We start from the raw sequence: 13,418 nt of genomic DNA on the forward strand, positions 1-13,418 counted from the left end.
CATGCCGCTCCCTCCGCGTCACTGGCTGCTGTACCTGTGCCTGTCCACCGCTCTGCTGCACGCCGCGTTCCAGTCGATCCGTGTGCTGGTCTCCTACCGGATCCTCGCGCTGGGTGGTGACGCCGCGACCATCGGTGCCGTCACCGCCCTCTACGCGCTCGTCCCCCTGGTGGCGGCGGTACTGATGGGACGCGCCGTGGATCGTGGCCACGCGACCGCCGTCCTCCGTTCGGGCATCGTCGTCACCACGGTCGGCGCCGGGTCGATCGCTCTCAGTTCGGGACTGATCGTGCTGGCCCTCGGCAATATCGTGCTCGGACTCGGACAACTGCTCGTCACGGTGTCCGGGCAGGCGTTCGTGTCGATCCTGTCGCCACCGGGCGAACTGGATCGCGGATTCGCCGGCATCACGTTGGGCGTGTCGGTCGGGCAGGCCGTCGGTGTGCCGGTGGCCGGCGCGATCGCCGCGACCTCCGACGACGGAAACGGATCCGTCGAGACCACGGGTGCATTGCTGGTGATGACGGTGGTCTCGCTGCTCGCTCTGCCGTTGGTACTGGGTCTGCGCGAACCACCCGGATCGGGACGCACCGCGGAGGACGGCGCACCCCAGTCGATCCTGTCGATGCTCGCGACGAAGGGCATGAAGCCGGCGATGCTGTCGAGCCTGGTGGTCCTCGCGTCCGTCGACCTCGTCGTCGCCTATCTCCCGCTGCTCGGTGAGCAGTTCGGGTTCGGTGTGCTCCTGGTGACGATCCTGCTCACCGCCCGCACCGTGGCCTCCATCCTCGCGCGCGCCTTGTTGCCGTGGGCGCTGCGGCACATTCCGCGCACGTGGCTCCTCGTCTCCGCGACCGCGGGCACCGTCGTGCCGGTCGCGCTGATACCGCTCGTGCCGAATCCATGGGTCATCGGCGCGTTGCTCGCCGTGTGCGGAATGTTCTGGGGTGTCGGCCAGCCGCTCACGATGACGTGGGTGGTCGGACTCGTCGCACCGTCCGACCGCGCGTCGGCGCTGGCGGTGCGGTTGACGGGTAATCGTCTCGGGCAGGTCGCGGTGCCCCTTGCCGCCGGGGCCGTCGCCGGGATCGCCGGCGTCGCATCGGTGTTCTGGGTGACCGCGATACTGCTGTCCGTCGCCGCGACCACCACGTGGACGTTCGCGCGTACCTCGAACGACTAGGACCTTCGGCGGGCACGGACGTAGTCGGCGACGACCGCCGCCCCGAGCCCGTCGACGTCGGGCGCGACCACACGCCCCCCGACGCGCCGGGCCAGCACGTCGACGACGCGTGCGAGTCCGGGGTCGCTGCCGAGCCGGAAGATCGTCACCTGGGCACCGAGCCGCGCGACGTGGTCGAGTTCGCGCACCGTCAACCCGAGGGTGCGCGAACTCGGTGGGTAGTCGAAGGCCGCGAAGCCGTCCGCTTCGAGATGGGCGGTGGGTTCACCGTCGGTGACGACGAAGACCACCGGCTGCGCGTGGGGATGACGACGCAGATGACGACCCGCGAGCATCAGGGCATGGTGCAGATTGGTGCCCTGCTCGTACACCCCGTCGAGTCCGGCCAGTTCGGACGCCGACACCACGCGAGCGTGACGGCCGAACGCGATGAGCTGCAGCGCATCCCCACGGAATCGGGTGGACACCAGATGGTTCAGCGCCAGCGCGGTGCGTTTCATCGGCACCCAGCGACCGTCCATGACCATCGAGAACGATGTGTCGACGAGCAGCGCGACCGCCGCCTGCGTCCGCTGTTCGGTCTCGATCACCTCGACGTCCTGCACCGACATCCGCACCGGCAGCCCGGGACTGCGCAGGGTGGCGTTGGTGAGGGTGCGTACGACGTCCCATGGTTCGGTGTCGCCGAACTCCCACACCTTCGACGCGCCCGTCGGTTCACCGAGCACACCCGCCCGGCGCGACTCGCGTTGCCCGGTACGCGACGAGATGCGGTCGACGACGTCGCGCAGCGCCGCCTCGCCGAGACTGCGCATCGCCTTGGGTGACAAGCGCCACTGCCCGTCGGCACCCCGGTCGAAGAAGCCCTGCCGCTGCAGTTCCTTCTCGAGTTCGGCGAGGGTGCGCGCATCGGCCGCGGCCTCCGGTCCGAGGTGACGGGCGAGCGCGTCGAGGTCGATGTCGTCGAGCGACGCCCCGGCGTACTGCTGCGACAGCTGCTCGGCGAGCTGGTCGAGTTCGGACAATTCCTGTAGAGCTGCGGTGGCCTCGCCGAGACCCATGCCCTGTTCGCCGCGCACCCGTTCCGAACCCGTCCAATCCTCCCCGGGGCGTGCGGCACGCAGGTGACCGTCGAGACGGTCGAGCTGGTTCGTCAACGACGGGGACCCGAAGGCCTGCTGTGCGAGAGCGTCGAGTTCGTCGCGCTGTTCGGGGGTGAGCGAGTTGCGCAACCGCTGCGCCGCCGCCGCGCGCTGCGCGAGGGAATCGAGCAGTTCCTCCACGTTCTGCGGATTCTCGGGGAAGAACTCCCCGTGCTCGGCCATGAATTGCTCGAAGTCCTCGTCGGTGTCCTCGCCGCGCGCATGCTTGTCGAGCAGGTCGTTGAGGTCGTTCAGCATGTCGGTGATGCGCTGCCGGTCGGCTTCGGTGGCACCTTCGAGTGCCTGCTTCATCCCGGCGAACCGCTGGTCGAGCATCTCCCGCCCGAGCAGGTCGCGGATCTTCTCGTAGTCCTGCCGGGCCTGCGCGCTGCGCCAGTCGTAGTCGGCGAGTTCCTGCACCGCCTGCGCCGTCGACGGCGGCAGTTCCTCGATCCGCATCTCGGCGAACCGCGCGTCGTCGTCGAGGGCCCGGGCCAGTTCTTTGCGTTCCTCGAGCACGGCGCGATCGAGAAGCTCGCGCACCTCCTGGAGGGTGCCGTCGAGGTTGGTGCGGTCGAGCAGCTGCCGTCGACGCCGATTCGCCTGCGCGGCAAGCTTGTCGAGGCCACGCATACCGTCGTGACCGCGGCGCAGCAACTCCCGCAGGGCGCGCTTCGGTGACGCGCCCGCCATGACGTCGTCGCCGATCGCGGCGAGTGCGTCGCGCAGATCCACCGGCGGGGCGAGCGGATCGCCCCCGGCATACGGACCGTAGCGGGCGGACCTGCTCATCGGGAGTACACCGCCGAGCCGTCGTCGCCGGTGTCCTTGGCGATCCGTCGCGCCAGATACAACCCTTCGAGGGCGAGTTCCACTGCCGCAGCGCGACTTCCGGTGTCGGTGGCACCGAGCCGTTCGGCGACGGCATCGAGCACAGGCAGTTCGGGGAGTTCGTCGAGCAGCACCTTCGCGGTGATCCGCTCGCCGGTGACCACCGGCTCGCCCTGCTCGACGGCGGAGACCAACGGCCCGAGATCGACGCCCGCGAGTCGCGAACGGGCCGTTTCGGCCGTCGCGCGCCGGAGGAGATGATCGAGGATCTCGAATTCCCTTCCTTCCTCGCCGGATTCGAACTCGACCTTGCCTCGGAGCACCTCCACGACGGTGCCGAGATCGACGGGACGCGCGACCGGATCGTCCTCGCCCAGGACCGCACCGCGATGCAGGGCCGCGGCCGAGACGGTCTCGGCGCCGGCGACGGCGAACCGTGCAGAGACACCCGAACGCTGGTCGACGGACGTCGATTCGCGCAGCAGCCGGGTGAACCGCGCCAGGATCTCGAGCAGATAGTCGGGGACGCGGGCCTGCAGATGCGCCTCCTGCTCGATGACGGCGATCTCGTCCTCGAGTCGCGTCGGGTAGTGCGTGCGGATCTCCGCTCCGAAGCGGTCCTTGAGCGGAGTGATGATGCGGCCGCGATTCGTGTAGTCCTCGGGGTTCGCACTCGCCACGAGCAACACGTCGAGGGGCAGGCGCAACGTGTAACCGCGGACCTGGATGTCGCGTTCCTCCATGACGTTGAGCAGCGACACCTGGATGCGTTCGGCCAGGTCGGGTAGTTCGTTGACGGCGACGATGCCGCGGTGCGCGCGGGGCACGAGACCGAAGTGGATCGTCTCCGGATCACCGAGGCTGCGGCCCTCGGCGACCTTCACGGGGTCGACGTCGCCGACGAGGTCGGCGACCGAGGTGTCGGGCGTCGCGAGCTTCTCGGCGTACCGCTCGCTGCGGTGCCGCCACGCGACGGGCAGGTCGTCGCCGAGTTCGGCGGCCCGGCGGATCGACGCCGGGGTGATGGGCTCGTAGGGATGCTCGCCGAGCTCCGAACCCGCGATGACCGGGGTCCATTCGTCGAGCAGCAGCGGCAGGGTACGTAGCAGGCGGGTCTTGCCCTGACCGCGTTCGCCGAGCAGGACCACGTCGTGACCGGCGATGAGGGCGCGTTCGAGCTGCGGGACGACGGTGTCCTCGAAACCGAGGATGCCGGGCCACGGATCGGTACCGTCGCGCAGCGCGGCGAGCAGGTTGTGCCGGATCTCGTCCTTGACGGATCGTTGCACGTGGCCGGAGGCGCGGAGCTCGCCGACCGTGGAGGGGCGCGGTGTGGGTGACGTCACCTCACCCAAGGTACGACCGAACCGTCGTTTCGGCATCCGTGATCCCCCATGGCCCGGCCACCTACACTCGCCGCATGGACACCTGGATCCTGGCGGCCCTGCTCGGGCTGGGACTCGCCGCCGCCACCGGGCTGCGTACCTTCCTGCCACTGCTGCTCCTGTCCGCCGCGGTGCACTTCGAACTCTTCGGTGTCGTCCTCAACGAATCCATGCAGTGGCTCGGGTCCACCTCGGCGCTCGTCGCCCTGGCGATCGCCACCGTCGTGGAGGTCGTCGCCGATCTCGTGCCGCTCGTGGACAACGCCCTGTCCGCCGTCGGCACGGTCACTCGGCCGATCGCGGGTGCACTCGCGGCGTGGGCGGCCTTCGCGAGCCTCGATCCCGCGACGGCGGCGCTCGCCGGCATCGTCATCGGCGCCCCGACCGCCCTGGCGGTGAGCACGGCGCAGACGGGCACGCGGGTCGCGAGCACCGCGACCACAGCGGGTTTCGGTAATCCGGTGCTGTCGATCGTGGAGAGCGTCACCTCGTTCGTCACGTCGCTGATCTCGCTGCTCGCTCCCCTGCTCGTCGTCCCGCTCCTGGCCCTGTTCGGGTGGCTCGGTGTACGGGGTTACCGCCGGGTGCGCCGGGCCCGTGCGACACGCACGAAGCCGACGGCACACCCGGGCGCCCTCGATACGGGTCGACCCGGCGGTTTCTGATAGACACATGACATGTCGGACACCGAGATCACCTTTTCCAGCGGCGACGTCACCCTGCACGGCAGTGTGCGGGTACCCGTCTCCATGAGAGGTCCGGTGCCCGGCGTCCTGCTGCTCGCGGGCAGCGGCCCCACCGACCGTAACGGCGACAGCGCGCTGCTCCCGGGATCGATCGGCACGCTGCGCCACCTCGCCGACGTGCTCGAACGCCACGGTTTCGCGAGCCTGCGGTACGACAAGCTCGGCAGCGGCACGACCGGCCTCGGCCCGTACAGCGTGGAGGACGTCGCCGATCTCGGCTTCTCGACGTTCATCGACGCCGCCTCCGACGCACTCGCTTTTCTCGGCTCCCAGCGCGGAGTCGACGCGCAGCGTCTGTACGTCGTCGGGCACAGCGAAGGCGCGCTCATCGCGCTGTCGCTCGCACAGGACAACGACTCCATCGCCGGCCTGGGCCTGCTCGAACCACTCGCCGTGCGCTTGCTCGACCTGCTGACCGCGCAGATCGACGCGCAGCTCGACGCCGTGGTCGCCGCCGGCCAGCTGCCGATTCAGATCGCCGACGAACTGCGGGTCGCGCTGACGGGGGCGGTCGAGTCGCTGCGCGCCGACGGAACGCTCAGCGACGCCCTGCCCGAGCCGCTGCGCAACGCCGGTCTCGTGCCGACGAACGCGAAGGCGCTCGCCGAAGAGGACTCGCTCGACCCGCGCATGCTCGCCGCGCAGGTCGCCGGCGACCTGCCGGTACTGACGAGCGTCTCCACGAAGGACATCCAGGTGCGGGTCGAGGACGTCGACGCCCTCGACGCGGCCCTCGTGCACACCCGCCTGACGTCGCTGCGGATGACGCACACCAACCACGCGCTCAAGGACATCGGCGACCAGCAGTCCACGGGCGCCGACTACATCGCGGATCTGCCCTACTCGGAGGAGTTCACCTCGGGCTTCGAGGCGTGGCTCGACAAGCTCGAGGACTGATCATCGACGACGACGCGAAATAACAAATGTCCATTCCGCGTTGTTCGTGTATGGTCTTCCGTTAACCCACTGGTTCACACGAGAAAGGTACGGTCCGATGCGATACAAGCAGATGTACGTAGCCGGGTGTTCCGTACCGTTCTCGCACCTTTTCTTCCACTTCGCGGCGGAGCGATCCCGAGAATAGAAGTCGGACGACGACTCGTTCTCGGGCACTCGGGGCACATGGCCCCGGGTGCCCTTTCTTTATCCCCGGCCGCGACCCGTACAAGAGCACCTCGACAGGAGAAACACCATGAAACTGCGAATCGAATCCGGCGGCACCGTGTCGACCGAACTGCCCGACGACCTCACCGGTCACGCCATCACCATCGACCTGAGCCGGGTCGGCGGCACCGAGAGCGGCGCCGCATCGGCGGATCTCATCCGTGAACTGCTCGACCGTGGCGCGGCCAAGCTCGTCATCTCCGACGGCCGCGGCAAGCGCACCGTCGAACCCACCGCACACGACAACGGCACCCACGCGCACGCCGCCTGAGCGACGGTGCGCGCGGGTGCCGCGCGTGGTGTGTTCGAAACTAGTGCGCGAAGTGCCGCGCGCCCGTGAGGTACAGGGTCACGCCCGCCTCGCGAGCAGCCTCGATGACCTCGTTGTCGCGCACCGAGCCGCCCGGCTGCACGATCGCCTTCACTCCGGCCTCGGTGAGCACCTGCAGGCCGTCGGCGAACGGGAAGAAGGCATCCGACGCGGCGACAGACCCGGCGACCCGCTCACCCGCGCGGGTCACGGCGAGACGCGCCGAGTCGACACGGTTGACCTGACCCATACCGACACCGACGGTCGCGCCGCCCGAGGCCAGCAGGATCGCGTTGGACTTCACGGCACGACATGCGCGCCAAGCGAATTCGAGGTCGCGCAGCGTGGCCTCGTCCGCGGCCTCACCGCACGCGAGCTGCCAGTTCGCAGTGGAGTCGCCGTCCGCGGTGAGCACGTCGCGTTCCTGCAGGAGCAGACCACCGGAGATCTGACGGATCTCGACCGGTGCCGACTGCGGCGAATCGGCGCGCAGGATGCGGATGTTCTTCTTGCGGGAGAGCACGTCGACGGCACCGTCGGCGTACGACGGGGCGATGATCACCTCGGTGAAGATCTCGGCGACCTGCTCGGCCATCTCGACGCTCACCTCGCGGTTCGCGGCGATGACGCCGCCGAAGGCCGAGACCGGATCGCACTCGTGCGCGTTGCGGTGCGCGGTGGCGATGTCGTCGGCGATCGCGATGCCACACGGGTTGGCGTGCTTGATGATCGCGACGCACGGCTCGCTGTGGTCGTGCGCGGCGCGCCAGGCGGCGTCGGCGTCCTGGTAGTTGTTGTAGGACATCTCCTTGCCGTGGAACTGTTCGGCCTGCGCGAGCCCCGGCTCGCCGGCCTCGTTCACGTACAGCGCCGCAGCCTGGTGCGGATTCTCGCCGTACCGAAGGACATTCGCGCGGATCCAGGTCGCGCCGGTCCACGCCGGGAACTGCGACTCGTCGTTCTCGGGGGTCGCGTAGCCGCTGTTCATCCAGCTCGCCACCGCCACGTCGTAGGCGGCGGTGTGCTGGAAGGCCTGCGCGGCAAGGCGCTTGCGCTCCTCGAGGGTGAAACCGCCACCCTCGACGGCGGCGAGCACGTCACCGTAGGCAGCCGGGTCGACGACCACCGCGACGGACGGATGGTTCTTCGCCGCGGCACGGACCATCGACGGGCCGCCGATGTCGATCTGCTCGACGCACTCGTCGGGGCTCGCACCCGAGGCGACCGTCTGCGTGAACGGGTAGAGGTTCACGACGACGAGTTCGAACGCCTCGATGCCGAGATCGGCGATCTGGTCGAGGTGGTCCTGCTTGCGGGTGTCGGCGAGGATGCCGGCGTGCACGCGCGGGTGCAGGGTCTTCACCCGGCCTTCGAGGCACTCGGGGAAACCGGTCAATTCCTCGACCTTCGTCACCGGCACGCCTGCGTCGGCGATGGTCTTTGCCGTGGAGCCGGTCGAGACCAGCTCGACTCCTGCCGCGTGGAGCCCTGTCGCCAGCTCCACCAGCCCGCTCTTGTCGTACACGCTGACCAGCGCGCGGCGCACAGTCTTACGTTCGGTCACCGGGGATCACGGCCTTTCGTCCATCGGAAACAACTCCACGGGTGGCGACGGCGGCGACCACCTCGGCAAGCAACCGTCGCTCCACAACCTTGATGCGCTCGTGCAGGGTGTCCTCGTCGTCATCGTCGAGCACCTGCACCGCTTCCTGCGCGAGAATGGGCCCGGTGTCGATGCCTCCGTCGACGAGGTGCACCGTCGAACCGGTGACTTTGACGCCGTAGGCCAAGGCGTCGGCGACGGCGTGCGCGCCGGGGAACGACGGCAGCAGCGCGGGATGCGTGTTGATGATGCGACCGGCGAACCGGTCCAGGAACGCCGGGCCCAGGATCTTCATGAAGCCCGCGGACACCACGAGATCCGGTTCGTGGGCGGCGACCGCGTCGGTCAGCGCTCGGTCCCATGCGGCACGGTCCTCGAAGTCGCGCAGTGCGACGCGGAACGACCGGATCTCCTCGTCGGCCGCGTGCCCTTCCGCAGGGCACTCGCGATCGACACCCACGGCGACGACCGTTGCGGGATATCCGTCTGTCCGAGTGGCCTCGAGCAACGAACGCAGCAGGCTGCCCGTACCCGAGGCGAGGACGACGAGCCGCGCCGGCGCGGTGGGCGGCAGCTGGTCACGCGAGGCAGTCAGGGTCCACTCCTGTGAAGTCGAGGTGGGTCGGCCGATCGACCGGCCGTAGGAGAGCCTAGTCGGCGCCCTTGTCGGCCTTGTTCGCGACCTCCTCGTCGGGCTCGTCCTCCTCGACGATCTCGACGACCTCGGCGTCGATGACGCCCTCCGAGTCCGTATCGGCGGCACCGTCCGAGTCGGGGTCGGTGTCGCTCTCCGAGTCGGGGTCGGTGTCGCTCTCCGAGACCGGCTCGTCGTCCGCCTCGGATGCACTGTCCTCGGCAGTGTCGCCGTCCTCGTCGGCCGCCGTGTTCTCGGCCGCCGTGTCCTCGGTGGCAGGAGCCTCGAGTGCAGGAGTGTCGGCTTCGGACGACTCGAATTCTGCGTCGACGTCATCCGCGTCCGCTGCGTCCGTGTCGGCTGCGTCCGCTGCGCTCTCCGCGGTCTCCTCGTCGACCGCGGCGTCGGCCCGCAGCGCGGCCGCGGCCAGCCGCCCTTCGCGCCACATCAGCAGCTGGGCCGTGATGATGCCGAGCAGCCCCGACCACGCGAAGACGAGGATTCCGGCGAGCCACCAGTTGGCACCGACCACGCCGAAGACTCCGAGTGGGCCACCCGCGACCCAGGTCGCCAGCGCCGTGACGAGTCCGGCTCCCGCTGCGGCGGCGAGTACCGTCCACGCCGCGTCGGCGCTGCCGACCGGAACACCGTCGGCTTTCGCCTGCAGGGTCCGCTGGGCGGCGAAGCGGCCGAGCAGCGCACCGATCGTCGCCGGAACGGCCAGCAGCACCGGCCAGAACGCCGCGGCCGGGCCGGAGGGGACCGCCGCGAGTACCGGCAGGGCCGGGAGGTCACCACCCGTCGCCTCGAACAGGCTCAGGTGGATGTCGCCGAAGTGCACGGTGCTGCCGGCGAGAACGGCGGCGGCTCCGATAACGATGTTGGGCAGATACAGGATCGACATCACCGTCAGACCCAGCACGCCGGTCCAGTGGTCACCGCGCGCCAGCAGTTCGCCGACGACGTTCCACGACCACAGAAGCCCTGCCACGACCGCGACCCCACCGGCCGCGAACATCCCGAGCAGCACCCGCAGCGCCGGACGGAACGCCAGCACGAGCCAGTCGGGCGCCGAGTAGTACCGCACGACCGGCTTCCACACTCGGGACCCGATACCGATGAGCGCCGCGAGGAGGTAGATGCCGGTGACCCATGCCAGGGCGGCTGCGGCGTTCGGTGGCGTCACCGGCAGCACGCTCGCCGCGTCCTGGAGCACGATCAGCGACGCGGCGGTCACCAGGAGCGGACCCGCGAGGGTTGCGACGGTGATGCGGGAGACGTCCTGCCGGTCGAGGGCGTAGCCGCTGTTCTCGACGATCGCGTCGGCCGCCGATGCGCATCCGCGTGCGGCCTGCCAGAGCAGGATCGCCGTGGGCACCAGCGGCAGCACACCGAGCGACGTGCCGTCGATCGTGAGCGTCACCTGGTGCAGCGCGAGCCACGTTCCGGCGATCGCGGCGTAGATGCCGGTGAGGTCGCTGTTGGCGACGACCATCGTCGTCACCACGATCGTGGCCACGACGGCGAGCGTCACCGCCGGAACACGGGCCGCGGTACCGAGCAGGATGCGGAACCGCTCCGGGTCCAGGTGGTCGTCGTCGGGTGGAACGTGCCGGGTCGACCGGCCGAGCGTCGAAGTCATCGGGTCGAGAGTGTCACCGTCGCGGCGATCGTGGTGTCAGGCGCGCCGCTCACCGCTGGTCGTCCGGGGCGCGGAAGGCCTGCGTGGCGTCCTGGTCGCCGGTCGCGGAGGTGCCGGTCTCCTCGCGATGGTCCGTGCCCGTGGTGTGGGTCCCGGACTCGGTCCGGTCGGCCGGGGCGTCGGTGCGATCGGTCGATTCCGGCGTCGCGGGCGACTCCTGCACGGGGTACTGCTGCGTCGGCTGCGCGGCCGTGTACTGCTGTCCACCGGAGTACTGCTGCGCACCCGAATAGGGCTGAGCGCCGTACTGCTGGGCACCGGGATACTGCGCTCCCCCGCCGTACTGCTGGCCACCCGGGAACTGCTGCCCTCCGCCGTACTGCTGCGACCCCGGATACTGTTGCGACCCGCCGTACTGCTGGGCACCGGAGTACTCCCCCGACGACCCCTGTTGCCCCGGATACGCCTGATGCCCCGGATGAGGCGCCTCGAACTGGGACTGCCCCGCGGCGACTCCCGGCTGCTGGGAGCCGTAACCCTGCGGCTGTCCGTAGCCCTGGGGTCCGTATCCCTGGGGCGCACCGAAGCCCTGCTGCTGCGCGGATCCCGGAGCGCCACCCGATCCCGGGTACTGCCCGGCGGCCTGCGGCGATCCGAACGAGCCGCGGCCACCCGACCGCCCGGACACGAGGATGCCGAGACCGAACAGCAACGCCACGAGCGCCAGCGCGAACTGCAGGAAGCCGAGAACGAGGATCGTCACACCACCCCACGCGATTCCGGTGTCCTCGGGTAGGTGGAACAGCTGGAACAGCGACGTGACGAAACCGACGCCCGAGGCCGCGACGGCCACGGCACGCAGATCCTGGCCGGGCAGCAGCGACAGTGCGGCGCTCACACCACCGAAGAGCAGGAAGGCCAGGGGCACGACGGCGAAGCCGAAATCGAAGGAGGTGAGCGCCACCTGGGAGCCGAAGGTGATGTTCACGAACGGGGTGAGGCCGAGCAGGAAGTTCACGGCACCGAGCACGGCCACTGCGAGTGGCAGCAGCAACGGCACCACCTTGCTCTGGGCGGATGCGCCTGCGGGGAATGTCATCGATTCTCCTGCCGTCGGTCGGTGTGTGTCGGTTGCTCGTCCTGCAGTTACCAGCCTAGGGACTACCCGAGAGAATGGGGCCCATGCCGCACACTCTCGCCCCGGGTCCCGATGTCGTGGTCGAGACGGAGGTCAAACACTCGCGCTTTCTTGCCGCGGTTCGCCGTGTCGACACGGCCGACGCCGCGCTCGCCTTCGTCGACGAACAACGCCGACTGTATCCCGATGCCCGACACCACTGCTGGGCGTTCGTGGTGGGCGACGACCGGTCGATGCGCGCGGAGCGGTCGAGCGACGACGGCGAACCGGGCGGCACCGCCGGGATACCGATGCTGCAGGTCCTCCATCACCGGGATCTCGTGAACGTCGCGGTGGTGGTGACCCGGTGGTTCGGTGGGATCAAGCTCGGCGCGGGCGGTCTGGTGCGCGCGTACTCGGGCGCGGTCACCGCGGCGCTGGACGAGACTTCCCTCGTCGAACGCCGGCAGCAGGAGAAGTTCACCCTCGCGATCGATCACGCCGAGGCGGGTCGCGTGGAGGCGGAACTGCGGGGACGGGGGGTCGTGGTGCTCGACGTCGCCTATGCGGACAGGGTGGTCCTCACTGTCGCGGGGCGCGAGCGCGGTGAACTGGAGGGCTGGGTGGCATCGCTGACGTCCGGTGCGGCCGAACTCGAACCCGCGGGTGTCGACTGGATCGACGCCTGAAACGCCCGTGCGCGTTTCCGGTAGCAACAGCTACCTGAAACGCGCACGGGCGGCGAAGCTGCTTACAGCGACTGCAGGATCTCGCGAGCGAGCGCAGCGGTCTCGGACGGCGTCTTGCCGACCTTCACGCCTGCCGCCTCGAGAGCGTCCTTCTTGGCCTGAGCAGTTCCCGAGGAGCCCGAGACGATGGCGCCGGCGTGGCCCATGGTCTTGCCCTCGGGGGCGGTGAAGCCCGCGACGTAGCCGACGACCGGCTTGGTCACGTTGGCCTTGATGTAATCGGCCGCGCGCTCCTCGGCGTCGCCGCCGATCTCGCCGATCATGACGATGACCTTGGTCTCCGGGTCCTTCTCGAACGCCTCGATGGCGTCGATGTGGGTGGTGCCGATGACCGGGTCGCCGCCGATGCCGATGGCGGTGGAGAAGCCGTACTCGCGCAGCTCGTACATCATCTGGTAGGTCAGGGTGCCCGACTTGGACACGAGGCCGACCGGGCCCTTGCCGGCGATGTTCGCCGGGGTGATGCCGACGAGCGCCTCACCCGGGGTGATGATGCCGGGGCAGTTGGGGCCGATGATGCGGGTCTTGTTGCCCTTCTCGACGTTGTAGGCCCACGCGTACGCGGAGTCCTGCACGGGGATGCCCTCGGTGATGACCACGAGCAGCGGGATCTCCGCGTCGATGGCCTCGACGATGGCGTCCTTCGAGAAGGCCGGGGGGACGAACGCGATCGAGACGTCGGCGCCGGTCTCCTTGATGGCCTCGGCGACGGAGCCGAAGACGGGGAGCTCGACCGGGTTGCCGTCCTTGTCGGTGTGCGAGACCGTGGTGCCGGCCTTGCGGGCGTTCACGCCGCCGACGACCTGGGTGCCGGCCTTGAGCATGAGCGCGGTGTGCTTGGTGCCCTCGCCGCCGGTGATGCCCTGGACGATGACCTTGGAATCCTTGGTAAGGAAGATTGCCATTGTTCTG

At 69.4% G+C, this 13,418-nt stretch carries 12 protein-coding genes; 5 read left to right on the top strand and 7 right to left on the bottom strand.

Going from position 1 to position 13,418, the window contains the following annotated elements; genetic code table 11:
* Nucleotide 1: 1 nt before the first annotated feature.
* On the top strand, nt 2–1,183 hold the full coding sequence (locus EQ874_RS13115; RefSeq protein WP_129977037.1) for an MFS transporter: 1,182 nt from the start codon (nt 2–4) through the stop codon (nt 1,181–1,183).
* Here EQ874_RS13115 and EQ874_RS13120 read toward each other — a convergent pair.
* A complete protein-coding gene (locus EQ874_RS13120) occupies nt 1,180–3,117 on the bottom strand; it encodes a VWA domain-containing protein (protein WP_129977038.1) in 1,938 nt (645 codons plus the stop codon). The genes EQ874_RS13115 and EQ874_RS13120 overlap by 4 nt on opposite strands.
* Nucleotides 3,114–4,502: an ATP-binding protein gene (locus EQ874_RS13125; RefSeq protein WP_024103175.1), complete on the bottom strand. Its 1,389-nt coding sequence runs from the start codon at nt 4,500–4,502 to the stop codon at nt 3,114–3,116. The genes EQ874_RS13120 and EQ874_RS13125 overlap by 4 nt, the downstream gene beginning before the upstream one ends.
* Before the next feature lie 74 nt (nt 4,503–4,576).
* On the opposite strand from EQ874_RS13125, the gene EQ874_RS13130 reads away from it, so the two are divergent.
* The 3 genes from EQ874_RS13130 (at nt 4,577) to EQ874_RS13140 (ending at nt 6,722) form a co-directional block, all read left to right on the top strand.
* A complete protein-coding gene (locus EQ874_RS13130; protein WP_016932167.1) occupies nt 4,577–5,206 on the top strand; it encodes a DUF4126 domain-containing protein in 630 nt (209 codons plus the stop codon).
* Between the two features lie 12 nt (nt 5,207–5,218).
* Nucleotides 5,219–6,184, top strand: a complete 966-nt coding sequence (locus EQ874_RS13135; RefSeq protein ID WP_129977039.1) for an alpha/beta hydrolase — start codon at nt 5,219–5,221, stop codon at nt 6,182–6,184.
* 295 nt (nt 6,185–6,479) lie between these two features.
* Nucleotides 6,480–6,722, top strand: coding sequence for a hypothetical protein (locus tag EQ874_RS13140; protein ID WP_016932169.1), 243 nt, complete (start codon nt 6,480–6,482; stop codon nt 6,720–6,722).
* Between the two features lie 40 nt (nt 6,723–6,762).
* On the opposite strand, the gene purH is transcribed toward EQ874_RS13140, so the two are convergent.
* Genes purH through EQ874_RS13160 form a run of 4 tightly spaced genes read right to left on the bottom strand, consistent with a single transcriptional unit; the run spans nt 6,763 to nt 11,739 of the window.
* Complete coding sequence (gene purH / locus EQ874_RS13145) at nt 6,763–8,325, bottom strand: bifunctional phosphoribosylaminoimidazolecarboxamide formyltransferase/IMP cyclohydrolase (protein ID WP_026002846.1); 1,563 nt, start codon at nt 8,323–8,325, stop codon at nt 6,763–6,765.
* Complete coding sequence (gene purN / locus EQ874_RS13150; protein ID WP_174906192.1) at nt 8,312–8,959, bottom strand: phosphoribosylglycinamide formyltransferase; 648 nt, start codon at nt 8,957–8,959, stop codon at nt 8,312–8,314. Before purN ends, purH begins: the two co-directional genes overlap by 14 nt.
* A gap of 55 nt (nt 8,960–9,014) precedes the next feature.
* A complete protein-coding gene (locus EQ874_RS13155; RefSeq protein ID WP_129977040.1) occupies nt 9,015–10,640 on the bottom strand; it encodes a DUF6350 family protein in 1,626 nt (541 codons plus the stop codon).
* A 49-nt stretch (nt 10,641–10,689) separates the two neighbouring features.
* Entirely contained in the window at nt 10,690–11,739 is a 1,050-nt protein-coding gene (locus tag EQ874_RS13160) for a DUF5336 domain-containing protein (RefSeq protein ID WP_129977041.1), read from the bottom strand.
* Between the two features lie 83 nt (nt 11,740–11,822).
* Between EQ874_RS13160 and EQ874_RS13165 the strand changes: the two genes are divergently transcribed.
* Nucleotides 11,823–12,446: a YigZ family protein gene (locus EQ874_RS13165; RefSeq protein WP_129977042.1), complete on the top strand. Its 624-nt coding sequence runs from the start codon at nt 11,823–11,825 to the stop codon at nt 12,444–12,446.
* A gap of 62 nt (nt 12,447–12,508) precedes the next feature.
* Here EQ874_RS13165 and sucD read toward each other — a convergent pair whose 3' ends face one another.
* On the bottom strand, nt 12,509–13,411 hold the full coding sequence (gene sucD, locus EQ874_RS13170) for a succinate--CoA ligase subunit alpha (RefSeq protein WP_016932175.1): 903 nt from the start codon (nt 13,409–13,411) through the stop codon (nt 12,509–12,511).
* Between the last annotated feature and the right edge of the window lie 7 nt (nt 13,412–13,418).

Source organism: Rhodococcus sp. Q1, from assembly GCF_004153645.1.
GTDB lineage: Bacteria > Actinomycetota > Actinomycetes > Mycobacteriales > Mycobacteriaceae > Rhodococcus > Rhodococcus gordoniae.

Excerpts from the sequence above, each read along its gene's own strand:
- EQ874_RS13160 (WP_129977041.1), bottom strand. The coding sequence starts at position 11,739 with ATGACATTCCCCGCAGGCGCATCCGCCCAGAGCAAGGTGGTGCCGTTG.
- EQ874_RS13120 (WP_129977038.1), bottom strand. The coding sequence starts at position 3,117 with ATGAGCAGGTCCGCCCGCTACGGTCCGTATGCCGGGGGCGATCCGCTC.
- EQ874_RS13130 (WP_016932167.1), top strand. The coding sequence starts at position 4,577 with ATGGACACCTGGATCCTGGCGGCCCTGCTCGGGCTGGGACTCGCCGCC.
- EQ874_RS13155 (WP_129977040.1), bottom strand. The coding sequence starts at position 10,640 with ATGACTTCGACGCTCGGCCGGTCGACCCGGCACGTTCCACCCGACGAC.
- sucD (WP_016932175.1), bottom strand. The coding sequence starts at position 13,411 with ATGGCAATCTTCCTTACCAAGGATTCCAAGGTCATCGTCCAGGGCATC.
- EQ874_RS13165 (WP_129977042.1), top strand. The coding sequence starts at position 11,823 with ATGCCGCACACTCTCGCCCCGGGTCCCGATGTCGTGGTCGAGACGGAG.
- EQ874_RS13135 (WP_129977039.1), top strand. The coding sequence starts at position 5,219 with ATGTCGGACACCGAGATCACCTTTTCCAGCGGCGACGTCACCCTGCAC.
- EQ874_RS13140 (WP_016932169.1), top strand. The coding sequence starts at position 6,480 with ATGAAACTGCGAATCGAATCCGGCGGCACCGTGTCGACCGAACTGCCC.
- EQ874_RS13115 (WP_129977037.1), top strand. The coding sequence starts at position 2 with ATGCCGCTCCCTCCGCGTCACTGGCTGCTGTACCTGTGCCTGTCCACC.